Here is an 18,006-nt window from a genome sequence, read left to right as displayed (position 1 = left end):
CTTCTGCCCCGCAGGCTGCCGGCCGACCAGTTGCCCAAGGGATTCGAGTGCGCAGGCTGTCGCTGGCCAGAACCATACACACGACATTGTCACTCGACAATGTCGCTCGATTGTGACGAGTGACACAGTCGACTGAGGGAACGTTCGAAGGACGTGAGACGTCAGGCCGGACCAAGGCCGGGGGAAACACCGCTCCCCCCACCGGCCCGCCACAGGGCACGAAGCCCCTCCCACGACTCCGCCGTCGCCGGAGGGCCTTCTCAGACCTTTGCCGGACCACGTCGATGTCCGGACCCGTTCGATCGAGCCGCGGCCCTGGGCCGGCGTCAGCGGGCATCAGGAGGTGAGCACAGACCGGATCGGGCCGCCGATCCTCTTCTCCAGCCGGGTGACGGCGTCGACGGCCTCGGCCGGCGGGATGTGCGCAGCGACGGACGGGGCCAGATCGATCCGTCCGGCGCAGGCCAGGCCGATGAGCTGTTCCACGTGCTCGAACCCGGAGCCGTGGTGGCCGCGGATCTGGTTGCCCCGGAAACTGAACCCGGTGCTGCCATGGACGACGATCGACTCCGGAGCGAGCCCTGCGAGAACCAGGATTCCGCCGGCCCCCAGCGCGGCAGCCGCCTGAGTGCGAGCGGCCGGCACGCCGGCGAAGTGGGTGGGGCACGGCGGTCGCAGGCTGAACGCCGCCGCGGGCGGGTGTCGTGCGGTCCCACTCGCCCTGAACCCGTACTGACGATCGCGATGGGTCATGCCGCTGAACGGCCGCCTGCAGGCCACGACCAGTTCGACGGGCACCGAGTATGTGGTGCCGGTGTCCCCGCCGGCGGAAGCTGGCCCGCCGGCGTCCGGGGCATATCCGCTCGGCCGGTGATGCCGGCAGCAAGCAGCACGAGTCAGGTGGCTGGCGCCCACTTTCGGTGCAGGTGGGTGTGGTGACCCAGGCGGTGAGGCGGTGAGGCGGTGAGGCAGGACAGCCGGCCAACCCCCCGGGACGGTACGGGGCCCTGTCGCGCCCGAGGGCAGGCGTGCGCCGACAGGGCCGTCGGTGCGAGAGCCGATCGGCCTCCCCGGTATCGGGGAGGCGCGGACGCAGGTGGTCGCCTCGCTGGACGCCGACGTCCGGCGGCTCGCCGGTGACGCTCCGGCCTGCCTGGAAGGGGAAGCGTTCACGCAAGCGAGTCGACCAACTCAATCAAAGGACATTGTCGATTGACAATGTCGGCTGTATGTTGGCTTCATGCCGCCGCGTCCTGCGGGCACAAAGGCAGACCCGTGATCACCAAGGCCTGCCTTCCCCAGTGCGTTACCGGGGTCATGGCGACCTCGCGGCCCTGCCCATCGACATCCAAGAAATCGAGGTCACACCATGCCCACCATGCTCGCCGGACGTCTCCACCTGGACACTCAGACGTTTGCAGTGGAGGAGGTGGCCATCCCCGTTCCCGGCCCTGGAGAGGTGCTGGTCGAAGTCAGGGCCGCCGGAGTCTGTTTGTCCGACGTCCACTTGATCGACGGCAGCCTCAGCTCGTCCTTCCCTGTCGACGAGGTGGTCCGCTCGCGTGCGGTCACCCTCGGGCACGAGGTCGCGGGCGTTGTCCACACCCTCGGCCCGGACCTGATGGGGGATTGGGCCCCCGGCATGCGTGTCGCCCTGCAGGCTGGGCAGGCGTGCGGCCAGTGCGACGACTGCATGCGGCGCTCATCGTGCCGGATGCCGCTGACCCGCGGAGTCGACTACGACGGCGGCTGGGCCGAGTACGCGATCGCCCGCGAGGACACGCTCGCCCCGATCCCCGACCACTTGCCGTTCGACCAGGCCGCGATCATCCCCGACGCGGTCTCCACCCCCTACGCCGCGATTGTCGAGACGGGTGCTGTCCGCCCGGCGCAGGCCGTCGGCATCTGGGGTGCGGGCGGCCTGGGCGCGCACGGCATCCGGCTCGCCCGCCTGGCCGGGGCGACCCCCGTCATCGCCATCGACCCGCTGCCGAAGGCCCGCGAGCGCGCCCTCGCCTTCGGCGCCGACTTCGCGCTCGACCCTGCCGCGGCGGACTTCGCCGCTGCCGTGGACCTCGCCACTGGTGGCCGTGGCCTGGACGCCGCCTTCGACTTCGCCGGAGTCCCCGTGGTCCGTGAGCAGGCCGCGGCCGTCCTGGGCCCCGGCGGGGTGCTGGTACTGGCTGGACTCACCCCCAAGCCCCTCACCGTCACCGACAGCACAGAGTTCTGCTTCCGCGGCAACCAGATCCGTGGCCACTACGGCTCCGGACCTGAACACGTGACCCAGCTCATCGGCCTGGCTTCCACCGGCCGGCTCGACCTGGCCCCCTCCATCACCGCCCACATCCCGCTGGCCGAAGCCGCCGACGCCGTCAGCCGGCTGGAGAAGAAGATCGGCGACCCGATCCGGTTCGTGCTCACCCCGTGAGCGTCTGCCCTACGTGCTGAGCGGGGGCCCGGACGATCGGAGCACAGGGTCGGTGGTGCCCAGAGCTCCACGTACCCAGTGCTCACCGCCGTCCGATGGCTACACGGATGAGCCGCAGGAGAGGAATGAGCCTGTGCCCGTCCCCTCCCCGGCGAGTGCCCGGATGGTGTCAGGCGGGTCGGCGATGGCGGACCAAGCCGCGCGCCGACGCCTCCTCAAGGTCCGGATTCGGCGCGCGTCTCAGCCCCTGTTGCCCCGGGGCCGCGGCTGAGCGGCTCGTGGCCCCGGACCGCGCCGGGACCGTTGGGGCGGGACCGGCGCGGCATAGGAGCCCGGCGGTGGCCTGGTGAGGTCATGTGCCGCCGCCGGGCACTCCTTTGCACTCGCCGCACAGACGGATTCCCCTCCCGGTGCCCTCCGGTCCGGCCGGGGTGTTCGGCTCCGGGACTGTGCCGATACTCCGTCGGCTGGGCGGGCCGTCACCCGGCTCGCAGCCGGATCTGCATACGGCGCCGCGGAGAAACCGGGGTGCCAGGCCGCTCCGGATCCTGCGGAGCTTGGTGGGAAATTCCTTCGAACCACCTTCAAGAGACCCGCCGCCCCCTCGACGGCGGGAGACCGAGCCCGTGGGGCCAGTCAGCGAGACATCGCCACCGTATCGGGTCACCTGACGACCGAATCATAGTTGGTCGATCGTCCAAGACGCCGGTTAGCATGGAGTGAGCATTTCACTCTTGATGAAACGGTGGACCGAATGTCTCGCATGGCAGCGAAGGATCGACGGGAAGAACTCATCGCCGCGGCGTTCCGTGTCATGGTCCGCGACGGAGTCGTCAAGACCACCACACGCGCTGTCGTCAACGAGGCGAAGATGCCGCTGGGCGTTTTTCACTACTGCTTCAACTCACGTGAGGAGCTCCTGCAGGAGGTCATCACCCGCATCACGGACAGCGGCGTGGCCAAGGCCCGGAACGTGTTCGAGGGAGAGGGCGACCTCGGCGCACGCATCGCCAGGAGCCTCTACACCTTCTGGGAGGGAGTCGAGCTCAGCCCGGGAGAGCATCAGGTGGGGTACGAACTCACTCACTACGCGTTGCGCCAGGAGGGCTTTGAGGATCTGGCTCGCCGGCAGTACGCGCATTACCTGGAAGTCCACGAGCAGCTCCTGGCTGAAGCCGCCGAGAGCGCGGGCATCACGTGGACGGTGCCCCTTCCCGTTCTGGCCCGCTACCTCAACGCGGTGCTGGATGGCGTCACGCTGTGCTGGCTGGCCGACCGCAACAGCGAGAACACCCGTGAGGTGCTCCGCCTGGCCGGCGAGCACCTCATGAGCCTCGCCGTCAAGGACGCGTGAGGTGAGGCGCCGGTGAGCGCACGCTCATGGACACCGGCCGCCCCGTCGTCGGACGGCGGCCACACCAGGAAGTCGGGTGGGTACGGCGGCCGTAGCAGCCGTACCCACCCGACGTGGCTTCCTGGGATCAGCGCGTCATGTCAGTCGAACAGGTCGGGCTGGTCTGCGGTGATCTGGTCCCACAGGGGGCGGAACTGGAACCAGCCCGGCAGGGGGCCGGAGATCTGGTCCCGCACCATCCGCGCCGTCTCGGCATCGATGAGCTTCGGCTCACCGGCGGCCATGGCCAGCAACTGGGCCTGGCAGGAACGTTCCATGGTGATGAAGTACCAGGCCGCCTCGGCGACGGAGGACCCGACCGTCAGCAGCCCGTGGTTCTGCAGAACGACGGCCTTGCCCTCCCCCAGCGCCACACCGATCCGCCGGCCTTCCTCGGTGTCGTTGACCACTCCGCGGTAGTCGGAGTAGATGCCGTGGTCCTCGAAGAAGGCGCAGGCGTCCTGGGTGATCGGCTCGAGCGGGACGCCGAGGCTGGAGAAGGCCTTGCCGTGCAGGGAGTGGGTGTGTGCGGCCGCGACCACGTCCGGCCTGGCCCGGTGCACCTCGGAGTGGATGCAGAACGCGGCGTTGTTGACCGGGCGCTTGCCCTGAAGGAGCTTGCCGTCATGGTCGACGAGGATCAGGTCGCAGACGCGGATCTGGCTGAACGACATCCCGAAGGGGTTGACCCAGAAGGCCGAGGGGTTCTCCGGGTCGCGGGCCGTGATGTGTCCGGCCACGCCCTCGGAGAAACCGAAGCGGGCGAACAGGCGGAAGGCGGCCGCGAGTTCCTGCTTGCGGACCTGACGCTCCTCCTCGACGCTCAGGTTCTGCGGGGGCAGCGGCAGGGTGACGCCCTCGGGCATGGCGCCGACGGACATGTGCGGGGCGGCGGCTGTCGTGGTCATCGGGATCTGGCCTTTCGTGATCTGGTGAGCGATGGCGCGGTTACCTGCTCCGGCGGCGCAGGCGGTTGCCGTACATGAGGTCCACCAGGCGCAGGATGGACCGGTAGGCCGAGGGGTCGAACGGGATCATGTGAAGGTCGCGGCGGGTCGGGAAGCGGTTCACGCTGACGGCCTGGAGCCTGGTGTACTTGCGGATTCCTTCGGCGCCGTGCCGTACGCCGAGGCCCGACTCCTTCCAGCCGCCCATGGGCAGGCCGAAGGCCATGTAGTTGGTCTGGGCGTCGTTGATGGTGACGCAGCCTGCCTCGAGACGCTCCGCGAGGTGTCGGGCACGCTTCATGTTCGAGCTGATGATGGAGGCTTGCAGGCCGTAGGTGCTGTCGTTGACGAGCCGGACGGCCTCCTCGGCACTTGCGACCTTCATCACGGGCAGCGTGGGTCCGAAGGTCTCCTCACGCATGCATGTCATGGTGTGGTCGACATCGACGAGCAGCGTGGGTTCGAAGAACCGGCCCGGGCCGGGGGCGGCGTGGCCCCCCACGAGGACGCGCGCTCCTCGGCTCACGGCGTCCTTGACGTGGTCCTCGACGATCGACATCTGCGGCGGGAAGGTCATGGCGCCCACATCGGTGCTGCCCAGCCCTGCCGGCCTGCCGGAGGTGACCTCCTCGAACCGCCGGCGCAGCCTGGCGACGAACGCGTCGTACACCGGCTCCTCGACGTAGACGCGCTCCACCGAGGTGCACATCTGCCCCCCGTTGCACAGAGCGCCGTGCAGGGTGACGTTCACCGCCCGCTCCAGCGAGGCATCGGCCAGCACGATCAGGGCGTCCTTGCCGCCGAGTTCGAGTGAGCACGGGACGAGCCGCTCGCCCGCCCGCGCGGCGACGGCCCGGCCGGTCTTCGTGGATCCGGTGAACATCACGAAGTCGGCGGTGTCGACCAGCGCCTGGCCGGTGGCGCCGGCGCCGGTCACGACCTGGAAGACGTCCTTGGGCCAGCCGCACTCACGGGTCATCTTCTCCATGAGCAGCGCGGTCAGCGGTGTGTACTCCGAAGGTTTGAGGACGACCGCGTTGCCGGCGGCCAGGGCCGGAATGGCGTCACCGAAGGAGTTGATCAACGGGTTGTTCCAGGGGCCGATGACTCCGACCACACCTAGGGGGACCCGCCGGGTGTACATGCTGCGGCCGAGTACGAACGGCGAGAGCGAGCGGATCTTCGTGTCGGCGAGGTAGTGCCGTGCGCGCTTGGCCCAGTGGGCGAGGGCGCTGACGCCGTAGACGATCTCGACGATCGCGTCCTCTTGGGTCTTGCCGTTCTCCGCGACGATGGAGTCGATGATCTCCTGCCGGTGGGTCAGCAGCCACCGACGGCCGCGCGTGAAGAATTCCGCACGGCTTCGGGCGCTCAGTTCGGCCCAGCCCGGCTGTGCCCGCCGGGCTCGCGCGACCGCTTGCGCCACCTCCTGCGCCGACGCGTCTGCGACGTGGCCGACCACTGCTCCGGTGGCCGGGTTGTCCACTGCGATGTGTGCGTCCGCCCCAGCGCCGTCGGGCGTGAGCGATCGAGTCTGAGCCACGGAAAAACTCCTGCCGGAACGTTGACTTCGGTTTGCCCAGAATGAGACGGTCACCCGTACAAGTCAAGTGTCTTGTACAGATGACCAACTTGGTTTGCGGCAGCGACACCACGCCCCAGGCCCGTCACCAAGGAGCGGCTGGAATGAAACGGACGACATCGGTCGCACTGAGCGGTTTCGGCGTTCCCGAGTCACTGCGCTGGCATCAGGGAGCCCTGTGGTTCTCCGACCTGGCACACGGCACGGTGCACCGCTGGGACGGCACGGGAGAGGCCGAGACGGTCCTCAAGGTTCCCGGCCGGGCCGGCGGGCTCGGCTGGCTTCCGGACGGGCGCATGCTCGTCGCCTCCATGGACGCAGGCGTGGTGTACCGGCTGGAGGCAGACGGCGAGCTCGTCGAGCACGCGGACCTGCGGCACCTCGTCGGCGGCCCGGTCAACGACATGCTCGTCGACCCGCACGGACGTGCGTACGTGGGCAACTTCGGCTTTGACTACCACGCGTTCGCCCGCGAGCACGCCAACGCCATGCTCTACGCCCCGCCCGGCCCGGCGAAGACACCGATCGCGTGCCTGGCCGCGGACGGGACCCTGCTCGGGGTGACGGAGCCGGTGCTCTTCCCCAACGGATGCGTCCTGACGGCCGACGGCACGACCATGGTGGCGGCCGAAACCCTGGCCATGCGCCTCACCGCCTTCCCCGTGCTCCCCGACGGCACGCTCGGACAGCCGCGCCCCTGGGCCCCGCTGATCTCGCCGTCCCTGTGGCACGCGGTGAACCATCCGGGGCTTCTCGGCCGGATCACCCGCAGGATCTCGGCGCTGCTGGACCACCCGGCCATCGCCAAGCGCTCCGCCTCACCGATCGCCCCCGACGGCATCGCCTGGCACGGCGACGGCGAGACGATATGGATCGCGAACGCACTGCGCGGCGAATGCGTGCGCGTGGCCGAGGGCGGCCGCGTCCTCGACCGCGTGGCGACGAGCCAGAACACCCTGAGCTGCCTGGTCGCAGGTCACGACGAGCGCACCCTGTTCGCGGCGACCGTGCCGACCGACGATCCCGTCCGCGCCGCACAGCTGAACGGTGGTCGCATCGAGATGCTCCGGCTGTGAATCGACGAGGGGCGAACGAGGACCATCTCGTATCGGACAGTTGACTTGGACATTCGACCAGGAGACTCTGTTGGCCATGAGCGAAGTGTCTGAAAACAGCCGGGTCCTTCTCGTCACCGGCGCGGCCTCCGGCATCGGGGCCGCAATCGCGCAGTCGGCGGTCGCGCGCGGTCACCGCGTGATGCTGTCCGATGTCAACGAGCAGGCCGTACAGGCCAGGGCGCTCAGTCTCGGCAGCCGGGCCGCCGGCTGTGTCCTGGACGTCCGGGATCCGGCGGCGTGGGTCAAGGCATTCGAAGCGACCGAGGCCGCGTTCGGAGCCGTCGACGTGCTGGTCAACAACGCCGGCATCACCCACACCGGCCACGCAAGTGACCTCAGCCCGCGCCAGCACCGCGACATCCTGGAGGTCAACCTGCTCGGCTCGATCACCGGCACCTGCACGGCGATCGAGCGGATGACCGCGCAGGGCCGCGGCCACATCATCACCGTCTGCAGCATGACGTCGTTCCTCCCGCTCCCCGGATACGCGACGTACTGCGGCTCGAAACACGGCCTGCGGGCCTTCCATCACAGCGTGGCCCTGGAAGAACGCGACGGGCCACTGGACTTCACGATCATTCATCCCCCGTCCACCCGCACGGACATGCTGGAGCAGGAACTGGCCGACCCCGCCTGCGCCATCTCCTTCGCCGAGAAGTCCTACGCACCGGAGGAGATCGCCAAGACCGTCGTCGACGCGATCGTCTCCAAGCCGGTCGAGGTGGTGTTCCCTCCCCTGGGCGGACGCATCCAGCGGATCGCCGGCGTCTTCCCCCGCCTGATGCGGTGGGTGATCCCGCTCGCCGAGGCCAAGGGAAGAAGGCAACGAGAGCGGATCATCGCCCCCACGGGCCGCCACCGCTCCGATACGGCGCGGCCTTCGGACCGCTCCACCGACTGACGCGGCACCCGGCCGCCGCTCACCGGGCCGGTCCACCGAACTACCGAGAAAGGGTGCGGATATGAGCGCACATGTGGCGTCCTGGCCGGACGTGAAATCGGCCGCCTCCGCCATGGCCGGCTTCAGCGAGGCCCGGATGGCCCAACTGGAGCGGGCCACCCAGCACGTGGATCCGCCGTTCGCCGTGGTGGACCTCGATGCCTTCGACGCCAACGCGAGCGATCTGGTGCACCGCACGGGCGGTCGCGCCACGATCCGCCTGGCCAGCAAGTCGGTCCGCAGCCGCGACCTGATCCAGCGCGTCCTGCAGCGCCAGGGCTACCGGGGCATCCTCGCCTTCACCCTGCCCGAAGCCCTGTGGCTGGCCGAGGACCACGAGGACGTGGTCATCGGCTACCCGACCGCGGACCGCACCGCGCTGCAGCAGCTGGCCAAGGACGAGCGGGCGGCCTCACGTATCACCCTCATGATCGACTCCGTCGCCCAGCTGGACTTCATCGACGAGGCCGTCGGCGCGGCCCGCCCCCGGCTGCGGCTGTGCATCGACCTGGACGCCTCCCTGGAACTGGCCGGCGGACGCATCCACCTGGGCCCGTACCGCTCCCCCGTGCACACCCCGCACCAGGCGTCCGCGCTCGCCCGGGCGATCCAGAGCCGTCAAGGATTCCACCTGGCCGGGGTCATGTCCTACGAAGGACAGATCGCCGGCATGGGCGACAACCAGCCCGGATCCCCTCTCAAGCGCGCCGCGCTGCGCGCCATGCAGCGCCTGTCCGCACGCGAACTGGCCGACCGGCGCGCCGCCGCCATCGCCGCGATCGAGACCGTCACCCCGCTGGAGTTCGTCAACGGCGGCGGCACCGGCTCCGTGGAGCAGACCTCGGCCGAACACGTCATCACCGAGATCGGCGCCGGTTCGGGCCTGTACGGACCGGGATTGTTCGACTTCTACCGGCGCTTTCGTCCCCGGCCCGCCGCCTACTTCGTCATGCCGGTCGTACGCCGTCCCACGGACAGGATCGCCACCGTACTCGGCGGCGGCTGGGTCGCCTCCGGCCCGCCCGGCCGCGACCGCCTGCCCACCCTCAGCTGGCCCCCGGGCCTGCGGATGAACCCGCTGGAAGGAGCGGGAGAGGTACAGACACCGGTGCTCGGCCCGGCAGCGCACGGACTGCGCCTCGGCGACCACGTGTGGTTCCGGCACGCCAAGGCCGGCGAACTGTGCGAGCGGGTGAACACCCTCCACCTGGTCTCCGGCAGCGACATCGTCGGCCAGGTCCCCACCTACCGGGGTGAAGGACACGCCTTCCTCTGACCCCTCTCCCCCATCCGCGGCCCACCCTCCCCCGGAGGCCCGATGCTCCCCGACTTCAATCCACCCGCTCCTGCCCTTGCCAGACCCGCCGGCCAGACCACCGCCCAAGGACCGGCCGAACCCGTCTCGCGCCGCTGGACGAGTCTGTACGGCCTGGTGTGGTTCGGCTTCTGGACGGCCAACCTCGTCCCCCTCCAGCTGCTGCTCCCCCAGCAGCTGGAGGCCATCGACCCGGCCTCGAAGGTCTACGACTTCGCCGTCGTCAACGGTGTCTCCGGACTGGTCGCACTCCTCGCCCTGCCCCTGTGCGGCGCCCTGTGCGACCGTTCCCGCAGCCGCTTCGGCCGACGCAGACTCTGGCTCACGGCGGGCGCTGTCGCCTTCGCCGCCGGGCTGATCGTCACCGGCGCCCAGACCACCGTGGCCGGCGTGGTCGTGGCATGGGCGGCCGGCATGATCGGTCTCAGCGCAGCCACCGCCGGGCTCACCGCCATCATCGCCGACCGTGTTCCCGAACATCAGCGCGGCATGATCTCCAGCGCCATCTACGGTCCCCAGGCTTTCGGCGTGGTCGTCGGCATCGCCCTCGTGTCGGTCTTCGGACTCTCCCCCATGTCCGGGTTCGCCGTCATCGCGGCCTTGCTGATCGTCTGTCTGGTGCCGTTCCTGGCCGCCCATCGCGACATCGCCTTCACCGTCGAGGCGCCGCTCAGCATCGCGGAACTGCTCGCCTCGATGGGCAACTCGCTCAGGAACCGAGAATTCGCCTGGGCCTTCGGCGGACGGCTCCTGGTCAATCTGGCGAACTCGCTGGGCACGTGTTACACGCTCTACTTCCTCACCGACGGCCTCAACGTCCCCGATCCGGCCGGCACCCTGCTGATCTGCACCGTTCTCTATCTCCTGGCCGGCCTTGTGGCCACCGCCGCCGCCGGTGTGCTGTCCGACCGCCTCGGCCGGCGACGGATCTTCGTCGCCCTGGCGGCACTGCTCCAGGCCGCTTCCGGCTTCCTGCTGGCGAGCGCCCCCAACCTCACCGTCATGATGGTGGCATCCGCCCTCATGGGCGGCGGCTTCGGTGCGTACATGGCCGTCGACCAGGCTCTGATCACACAAGTGCTCCCCGACGCCGAGAGCCGGGCCAAGGACCTCGGCATCATGAACATCGGCGCCATCGTTCCCCCGGCGATCGCCCCGCTGATCGCCGGAGCGATCATCAGTTCACAGCACGGCTACCCACTTCTCTTCGCGCTCGTGGGTGCGGCCGCCGCCGTCGGAGCGGTCCTCGTCTACCGCATCCGTTCCGTCCGCTAGACACGCGCATGGCACCACCGCCCAGCTCACCGCATGGCACCACCGCCCAGCTCACCGAGGGGAGAAGAGGGACATGGCAACGACCCGCTACGGCGCGCACGCGGGCAAGGACCGCGCGAAGGGGAGTGTGTGGCGCAACTGGGCCGGGAACGTCACGGCCCGCCCGGTGAGGGACGTCGCACCCGCCTCGGTCGATGAGCTCTGCGCCGTCGTGCGCGAGGCCGCCGAGGACGGCCTGCCGGTGAAGCCCGTCGGCAGCGGCCACTCGTTCACCGCCGCCGCCGCGGCCGAGGGCGTGCTGATACGGCCCGACCGCCTGAGGGGCATACGCGCCATCGACCGGGAGGCCGAAACCGTGACGGTGGAAGCGGGCACACGGCTCAGGGACCTGAACGTCGCCCTGGCTCGGGAAGGCCTGTCACTCACCAACATGGGCGACATCATGGAGCAGACCGTCGCCGGCGCGACCAGTACGGGCACCCATGGCACGGGCCGCAGCTCCGCCGCGATCGCGGCCCAGATACGCGGCCTTGAACTGGTGACGGCAGGCGGCTCGTTGCTCACATGCTCCGAGAAGGAGAACCCGGACGTGTTCGCCGCCGCACGCATCGGGCTGGGCGCGCTCGGGGTCGTCAGTGCCCTCACGTTCGCCGTGGAACCACTGTTCCTTCTCACCGCGCACGACGAACCGATGACGTTCGACAGGGTCACCGCGACCTTCGACGAACTCCACGCGGCCAACGAGCACTTCGAGTTCTACTGGTTCCCGCACACCGACAACTGCAACACCCTGCGCAACAACCGCAGCACAGGTCCGCTCGCCCCGACGGGCCGGTTCAGAGGCTGGTTCGAGGACGAGTTCCTCTCCAACGGTGTCTTCCAGGCCGTCAACTCGCTGGGGCGTGCCGTTCCCGCCGCCGTCCCGGCCATGGCGAGGGTGTCGAGCCGGGCTCTTTCCGCCCGCACCTACACGGACATCCCCTACAAGGTCTTCACCTCACCCCGCCGCGTGAAGATGATCGAGATGGAGTACGCCCTCCCGTACGAGGCACTGATCGACGCCCTGCGCGAGGTGAAGGCCATGGTCGACCGCTCGGATCTGAGGATCACCTTTCCCGTCGAAGTGCGTACGGCACCCGCGGACGACATCACCCTCTCCACGGCGTCGGGCCGCAAGAGCGGATACATCGCCGTCCACACCTACCGGGGCATGCCCTTCCATGAGTACTTCGCCGCGGCGGAGCGCATCTTCACCGCGCACGGCGGACGCCCGCACTGGGGCAAGCTGCACACACGTGACGCCGACTACTTCACGGCGGCGTATCCACGCTTCGGTGAATTCACCGCACTGCGTGACCGCCTCGATCCGGATCGGCGCTTCACCAACGCATACCTGCGACGAGTCCTGGGCGACTGACCCGGCCCTGTCCACAGCTCTCATTACAGAAAGGTGGGAGTCAAACCCATGTCCTCCACACAGCTGACTTCGGTGGCAGATCTTCCCGCCGTCGAGGACTTCATCACGTTCGACGATTTCTCACGCGACTTCGTGGAAGCGGCAAGAGAGTTGCGGGGCCGAGAAGGAACCGACTTTCTCCGGGGCCCGATGAACAGCCTCGTCGTGCTCCGCAACAAAGACGCCAGAACGCTTGCGGCGAATCCGGCGCTGGGCAACGTGCCCGCGGACATCGTCCTGTGGATGGCCACCGAAGCAGATCTCGGCTCCGGGCCCGTGACCAAACCGGATCCCGAACAGACCGAAGGCTACGGCAGGTTCCTGCAAAACCAGGTGTTCACCACCAACCCTCCGCTGCATCAGCCCTACCGCAATCTCCTGGTCCGGCAACTGATGCCCCGCAACATCCTCCGTTTCGCCCCCGCCGCCGCACGCCTCGCACAGGAACTTGTCGAGGAATGCGCCGGGCGCGACCGAACCGACTTCTCCCGGGAGTTCGCCGGACGGTTCGTCACCCGCTTCTGGGCCGAGCAACTCGGCCTGAGCAGCAACCAGGCGGCGCACGTCCAGCACCTCATGGAGGAAATGAGCCTCACGTTCCTGCTCACCCGCACACCCGAGCAGTCGCAGCGCCTGTTCTCCGCCGCGACGATCTACATGGACGTCGTCGGAGAAGCCGTTCAAAAGGCCTGGTCGGACGGAGGCAACGCGCTCCTGGACGACATGGCGGCCGAACTCGCCACGATCGACATGGAGGGCAAGCCGCAGGACATCGGCTCGTTGGTGGCCTCGAACTTCTTCGACGGCTTCCACACGATCGGCGTGGCGATCGAGAACGTGGTCTTCCGCATGCTGAGCGACGAAACGGCCCCAGAACAGGTCCGTGCCGACCCGGCGCTGGTCACCAACGCCTTCTACGAGGGCACACGTCTGGACTCCCCGCTGATGCTCAGCCAGCGACTGACGCTCCAGGACGTCGAGTACAACGGCGTCCTTGTCCCCGCCGGCACACCGGTCGTCATGATGTGGGCCTCGGCCAATCGCGATCCCGAGGTCTTCGACGACCCCGACAGCTACCGCCTGACCCGGCCTATCCAGCACGGCGCGACCTTCGGCGGCGGTGCCCACCTGTGCCCGGGCAGGAACGTGGCCCGGATGCTCACCGAGACCGCCGTGACCGCCCTGACCGCACCCGATGTCGACATCGCACTCGCCGGGGACGACCACGCATGGGCGGCCCACACCATGATGCGGCAGCTGACGGCGCTGCCGGTCACCATCCGACGGGTGAACCGGTGAAGACCGTCGTCATCGTCGGTGCGGGACAGGCCGGCTCGGAACTGGCCGTGGCACTGCGGCAGAACGGCTTCAGCGACCGGATCCGGCTCGTCGGGGCCGAACCCCACCTGCCCTACCAGCGCCCGCCGCTGTCCAAAGCGTTCCTGCACGGCAAAGCCGATCAGGTGGCACTGCGGACTCGCGCCCCGGACGCCTTCACCAACGCCGGCATCGAGATCGAACTCGACACCGCCGCGGTCGGGATCGACCGCCGGACACGATCCGTCGCCCTGGCCGACGGCCGCACGCTGCGCTACGACAAGCTGGCCCTCACCACCGGCGGCAGTCCCCGTCCTCTGCGATTCGGATCCGGCCACGTCGCAGGCAGGACTCTGCACACCCTCGACGACGCGATCGCGCTGCGGCAGGAACTGCAGTCCGGTGGCACCCTGCTGATCGTCGGTGGCGGATTCATCGGCCTGGAGACGGCGGCCGCCGCGGCCGACATGGGGATCGCGGTGACGCTCGTAGAGGCCCAGCCGCGAGTCCTGGCCCGGACCAGCCCACCGGCCGTCTCCGCCTTCGTCGAACGCGAACACCGCAACCACGGCGTCGATCTGCGCACAGGCGTATCCGTCCGCAGCGTCGCCCGGCGCGACGGAGCCCTCCACGCCCAGCTCAGCGATGACACCGTGATCAGAGCCGACCTGATCCTGACCGGCGTGGGGATCGCCGCGAACGACACCCTCGCCGCCACCGCGCAACTGGCCGTCGACGACGGTGTCCTGGTCGACGCCACGGCCCGGACCGAAGACCCCGACATCGTCGCCGCGGGCGACTGCACGCGACAGTGGCACGGTTTCCTCGGCCGCAGCGTACGCCTCGAATCCGTCCAGAACGCCACCGACCAGGCCAGAACCGCCGCCCGGACCCTATGCGGAAAACCGACCGAACGCTTCACAGCGCCCTGGTTCTGGTCCGACCAGTACGACCACAAACTCCAGATGGCCGGCCTGCCGCAGACCGGCGACACAGAAATCGTCCGCGGCGACCCGTCAACGAACTCCTTCAGCGTGGTGTATCTGCGCAACGGCATCATCACCGGCCTGCACGCAGTCAACCAGCCGCGGGATTTCACGGCCGCCCGCCAACTCGTCACGGCACGGGCCGCCATGACCGGCGACGAAGCCGCCTGCGAAGACCTCCCGCTGTCCGAACTGATGAAACGACACCAACCCACCGCAGAAAGGCGTACCTGACATGCCAGTGATCAGATTCATCGAAGCCGACGGAACACCGCACCCCGTGGAGGCCGCCGTCGGCCAGAGCCTCAAACAAGCAGCACTCGACCACCTCGTGCCCGGCATCATCGGCGACTGCGGCGGCTGCGCTTCCTGCGGAACCTGTCACGCCTACATCGACGACAAACACCTGCCGCTCCTTGCTCCGGCTGACGAAAACGAGGAGATGATCCTCGAAGGCATACCCACCCCACGCACCGCAAACAGCCGCCTCACCTGCCAAATCCCTGTGACAGCCGACATGGCCGGGATGGAGGTACACATCCCCGACACTCAGTTCTAAGGGACGGGCCATGTCCCGAGTGCCAGGGTGGCTCGGCCGGCTCGGTGCCGGGCTCACCGAGCTGAGTAAGCGGCTCGACGAGCGGCGCGCCGACGCCGACCAGGAGAGTCGAGAGTCACAGGGCGAGCAAAAAAAGACGATACGGCCCCCGAAGAGTCCGGCGCGTAGAAGCCCTCATCCCCTGCAGGCACGGACGAACACGCCCCTGTTCCTGTCCCCAACCAGGGGACAACGCGGGGGGGGACCTGTCCCCGGGTGGTGGACACCTCTGAGCTTGGCGTTTAACCTCGCTGCTGTTCGTGTTCCTTGATCGTTTCGGCGCGTTTGACGGTCTTGCCGACGTCCTGGATGCGGGCCTTGTGCTGGTTGCGGCTGCCGGGTGGGCGCCCAGGTCCGGGTCTGCCCGGTTTCGGTGCGGCTGCGGGACGGGCTGTCTTCCGGCGGAGGTTGCGAAACCCTCGCCGGACGCGGGCTGGAGACAGCCGTTCGGTCTTCACGGGGCGTTCCCAGGGGTGGCGCAGGTCCTCGGCGAGGGGGCGGGCGAGGTGGAGCTGGCGCGGCGGCGGCCGCTACTTCGAGAGCCGCAACGTCACCGACGACGGCGCCAGCTCCCCGGGACGGCTGATCACCGAAGCCCTACAGGCCACCCGCTTCGCGCGTGCCGTCGTCGAGGACCTCGCGCCCGGCACCGATCTGCTGATCGTGTGGCGCTGGGCGCAGGGTGGGCACGCCATCACCACCTCCGATCACCACCCACCGGTCGGACTCTTCCGGTTCGGCGTGATCGATAGCGCTGGCAGCGCCTGGGCCCGGGCCGAAGGACTGGCCGGTTCGCCCTTTCGCCGCGGGCGGCGCACGGTCAATGCGCTGGTGCGGCGCGAGCCCGGGCAGAACAGCCAGGCCACCCATAGACTACGTGCTGGTCGACCAACGGGTGCAGCAGGAGGCCGCGGACATCATCGCGGCCGGCGCCGAGGACGCCGCCGAGCGCGCCCGCCAGGCAGTCCTTGTCGCCGAACTCCGCGCCATTCCCGATCCCGACAACCGGCAGACCGCGACCGCAGACTGCCACGACTACGAGCACAGCCCCTTCACCGGGCCGGGCAAGGGCTGCCTCGCCTCGTTCCTGATGTGCCTGGGCTGCACCAACGCCCGCATCCACCCCGGCCACCATGCACGCCTGGCCCATCTGCACCGGGCGCTGACCCACCTGCACTCGGCCCAGCCGCTGCCGGTGTGGGAGGCCGACTGGGGCGAGGCACACGCCCGGCTTGAGGACCTCAAGCGCCGCCTCGGCGAGCCGGTCTGGGCGCAGGCCCTGGCCCGCGTCACCGACGCCGACCGTGATCTCATCGACTGCTTGCTGACCGGAGTGCTCGACACGTGACCACCGCAGCCCACCACGATCCCTACATCCTGCCGATGCCCACACCGGACACGCCCGTCGTGCTGCCGCACCTTGTCCTGCCCATGCACGCGCACATCAACGGCCGCTACGCGGACTGGATCTGGCCGCTGGCCGCGCTGACTGAGAACCCCAGCCGCAACAAGGCCAGCATCCGCTGGCGTCAATGCCCCGTGGCCTTCCGGGACGAACTCCGGCTGGTTGCCTGGACCATGATCAACGGCGAGCTGCGGCCCACGTACCTCGCCGAACGCGCCACCCGGCTGCGGGCCCGCATCAGCCTGAGCGACCTGACCGAGGCGGTACGGCAGTGGATGTACCTGGCGGCCTGGCTCGAGGAACGCGGGCTGACCTCGCTCGCCCAGTGCACCACCGCCGTCTGGACCGCCTACGACCAGCACCTGCTCGCCGCCGGCTCCAGCCGGGAACGCGTGCTGGACATCCTCGGCACGCTCACCCGCCTGTGGGCGTTCGACCAACTCTCCGCCCGCCCCGCGGGTGTCTCCCGGCCGCCGTGGGACGAACTCGGTGCCGACGACTACCTCCCGGCCGCGTCCTCCGCCGGCGGTGGGGAGAACACGAGCGAGCCGATCGCCGAAGCGACCATGGGACCGCTGCTGGTCTGGGCCCTGCGCATGGTCGACGACCTCGCCGACGACATCCTCGCCGGGCACACCGACACGAAGCGGCTGGCGGAGACCGGCCGGACGATCCCCAGCACTTCTGCCGGCCAGGCCGCCCTCGATGCGTACCTGGATCCGCTCGTTGCCGCCCGGGCACCGCTGCCCGCCGTCCGGCTCAAGGGCCGCGAGGGGTACGGCTTCGCCCGCTACTACGTCGGCGGCCTGACCGGCGCCTCCCGCCACCAAGTCGCCCTGTACGTCGCGCGCCACGGCCTGGTGGCCGCGGCCGCGCAGCGGCCCTGCCCGCTACCGACCCCCATCACCGGCCGCATCGCCGGGCGCCCGTGGCGCGAGGCCCTCGACTTCGGCGAGACGCCGGGGCTGATTCGGCTGCTGGTCACTGCGTGCTTCATCGTCATCGCCTACCTCACCGGGATGCAGCCGGGCGAGAACGGGGCGGAGTTGCATCTGATGCAGCACTCCGCAGGGTCCAAGTAAGCGCGAATCGGCAGGTGATGGGCCTCTGCTCCGCCCATCTTCTCGCGCCGTGCAGGCGATCTACCAGCGGCTCTTGCGCTCCGCCGAGGCTATCCCAACAATGTTGCACCTAACGCAACGGAGGTTGGAGTGGCGAAAGCGGCTGATTTGGCGGGTGCGGC

Annotated in this window: 16 protein-coding genes and 1 pseudogene; 12 read left to right on the top strand and 5 right to left on the bottom strand. The window is 69.2% G+C overall.

The annotated features are described in order from the left end of the window. Positions 1-336: 336 nt before the first annotated feature. The gene (locus tag CES90_RS44810; RefSeq protein ID WP_229914372.1) at positions 337-645 is read right to left on the bottom strand and encodes a hypothetical protein; all 309 of its coding nucleotides are present in this window, start codon (positions 643-645) and stop codon (positions 337-339) included. A 724-nt stretch (positions 646-1,369) separates the two neighbouring features. Here CES90_RS44810 and CES90_RS44805 point away from each other — a divergent pair. Together CES90_RS44805 and CES90_RS44800 are read left to right on the top strand one after the other, a co-directional pair. Beyond that, positions 1,370-2,431 carry a zinc-binding dehydrogenase gene (locus CES90_RS44805; RefSeq protein ID WP_189787558.1) on the top strand — a complete coding sequence of 354 codons (1,062 nt, stop codon included), beginning with the start codon at positions 1,370-1,372 and terminating at the stop codon, positions 2,429-2,431. Between the two features lie 763 nt (positions 2,432-3,194). Beyond that, positions 3,195-3,785, top strand: a complete 591-nt coding sequence (locus CES90_RS44800; RefSeq protein ID WP_189787557.1) for a TetR/AcrR family transcriptional regulator — start codon at positions 3,195-3,197, stop codon at positions 3,783-3,785. A gap of 140 nt (positions 3,786-3,925) precedes the next feature. Here CES90_RS44800 and CES90_RS44795 read toward each other — a convergent pair whose 3' ends face one another. Continuing rightward, positions 3,926-4,732: a class II aldolase/adducin family protein gene (locus tag CES90_RS44795; protein ID WP_189787556.1), complete on the bottom strand. Its 807-nt coding sequence runs from the start codon at positions 4,730-4,732 to the stop codon at positions 3,926-3,928. 40 nt (positions 4,733-4,772) lie between these two features. Beyond that, the gene (locus CES90_RS44790; protein ID WP_189787555.1) at positions 4,773-6,314 is read right to left on the bottom strand and encodes an aldehyde dehydrogenase family protein; all 1,542 of its coding nucleotides are present in this window, start codon (positions 6,312-6,314) and stop codon (positions 4,773-4,775) included. A gap of 143 nt (positions 6,315-6,457) precedes the next feature. Here CES90_RS44790 and CES90_RS44785 point away from each other — a divergent pair, with 143 nt between their 5' ends. The 8 genes from CES90_RS44785 to CES90_RS44750 all read left to right on the top strand — a co-directional run bounded on the left by CES90_RS44785 (position 6,458) and on the right by CES90_RS44750 (position 15,319). Next, the gene (locus tag CES90_RS44785) at positions 6,458-7,429 is read left to right on the top strand and encodes an SMP-30/gluconolactonase/LRE family protein (protein WP_189787554.1); all 972 of its coding nucleotides are present in this window, start codon (positions 6,458-6,460) and stop codon (positions 7,427-7,429) included. Between the two features lie 76 nt (positions 7,430-7,505). Continuing rightward, positions 7,506-8,372 carry an SDR family NAD(P)-dependent oxidoreductase gene (locus CES90_RS44780; RefSeq protein ID WP_189787553.1) on the top strand — a complete coding sequence of 289 codons (867 nt, stop codon included), beginning with the start codon at positions 7,506-7,508 and terminating at the stop codon, positions 8,370-8,372. 61 nt (positions 8,373-8,433) lie between these two features. Then, positions 8,434-9,687 (top strand): amino acid deaminase/aldolase, encoded by a 1,254-nt coding sequence (locus CES90_RS44775; protein WP_189787552.1) that lies wholly within the window; start codon positions 8,434-8,436, stop codon positions 9,685-9,687. A 42-nt stretch (positions 9,688-9,729) separates the two neighbouring features. Beyond that, positions 9,730-11,001 carry an MFS transporter gene (locus CES90_RS44770; protein WP_189787551.1) on the top strand — a complete coding sequence of 424 codons (1,272 nt, stop codon included), beginning with the start codon at positions 9,730-9,732 and terminating at the stop codon, positions 10,999-11,001. A gap of 73 nt (positions 11,002-11,074) precedes the next feature. Continuing rightward, entirely contained in the window at positions 11,075-12,418 is a 1,344-nt protein-coding gene (locus CES90_RS44765; RefSeq protein WP_189787550.1) for a D-arabinono-1,4-lactone oxidase, read from the top strand. A 48-nt stretch (positions 12,419-12,466) separates the two neighbouring features. Next, positions 12,467-13,756, top strand: a complete 1,290-nt coding sequence (locus CES90_RS44760) for a cytochrome P450 (protein ID WP_189787549.1) — start codon at positions 12,467-12,469, stop codon at positions 13,754-13,756. Further along, positions 13,753-14,994: an NAD(P)/FAD-dependent oxidoreductase gene (locus tag CES90_RS44755; protein ID WP_189787548.1), complete on the top strand. Its 1,242-nt coding sequence runs from the start codon at positions 13,753-13,755 to the stop codon at positions 14,992-14,994. Before CES90_RS44760 ends, CES90_RS44755 begins: the two co-directional genes overlap by 4 nt. Positions 14,995-15,001: 7 nt before the next feature. Then, entirely contained in the window at positions 15,002-15,319 is a 318-nt protein-coding gene (locus CES90_RS44750; RefSeq protein ID WP_208921593.1) for a 2Fe-2S iron-sulfur cluster-binding protein, read from the top strand. A 281-nt stretch (positions 15,320-15,600) separates the two neighbouring features. Here CES90_RS44750 and CES90_RS50790 read toward each other — a convergent pair. Next, positions 15,601-15,873, bottom strand: a pseudogene (locus CES90_RS50790) (NF041680 family putative transposase); the annotation flags it as partial. Between the two features lie 82 nt (positions 15,874-15,955). After that, positions 15,956-16,228 (bottom strand): hypothetical protein, encoded by a 273-nt coding sequence (locus CES90_RS44745; protein ID WP_189787546.1) that lies wholly within the window; start codon positions 16,226-16,228, stop codon positions 15,956-15,958. A 7-nt stretch (positions 16,229-16,235) separates the two neighbouring features. Between CES90_RS44745 and CES90_RS44740 the strand changes: the two genes are divergently transcribed. Both CES90_RS44740 and CES90_RS44735 read left to right on the top strand, forming a co-directional pair. Further along, complete coding sequence (locus CES90_RS44740) at positions 16,236-16,706, top strand: hypothetical protein (protein ID WP_189787545.1); 471 nt, start codon at positions 16,236-16,238, stop codon at positions 16,704-16,706. Continuing rightward, on the top strand, positions 16,703-17,845 hold the full coding sequence (locus CES90_RS44735; RefSeq protein WP_189787544.1) for a hypothetical protein: 1,143 nt from the start codon (positions 16,703-16,705) through the stop codon (positions 17,843-17,845). The genes CES90_RS44740 and CES90_RS44735 overlap by 4 nt, the downstream gene beginning before the upstream one ends. The last annotated feature ends 161 nt before the right edge of the window (positions 17,846-18,006 follow it).

This window comes from Streptomyces capitiformicae (assembly GCF_002214185.1).
Lineage (GTDB): Bacteria > Actinomycetota > Actinomycetes > Streptomycetales > Streptomycetaceae > Streptomyces > Streptomyces capitiformicae.
Note: the sequence above shows the minus strand (reverse complement) of the source record. Positions and strands in the feature narration are given on the sequence as shown.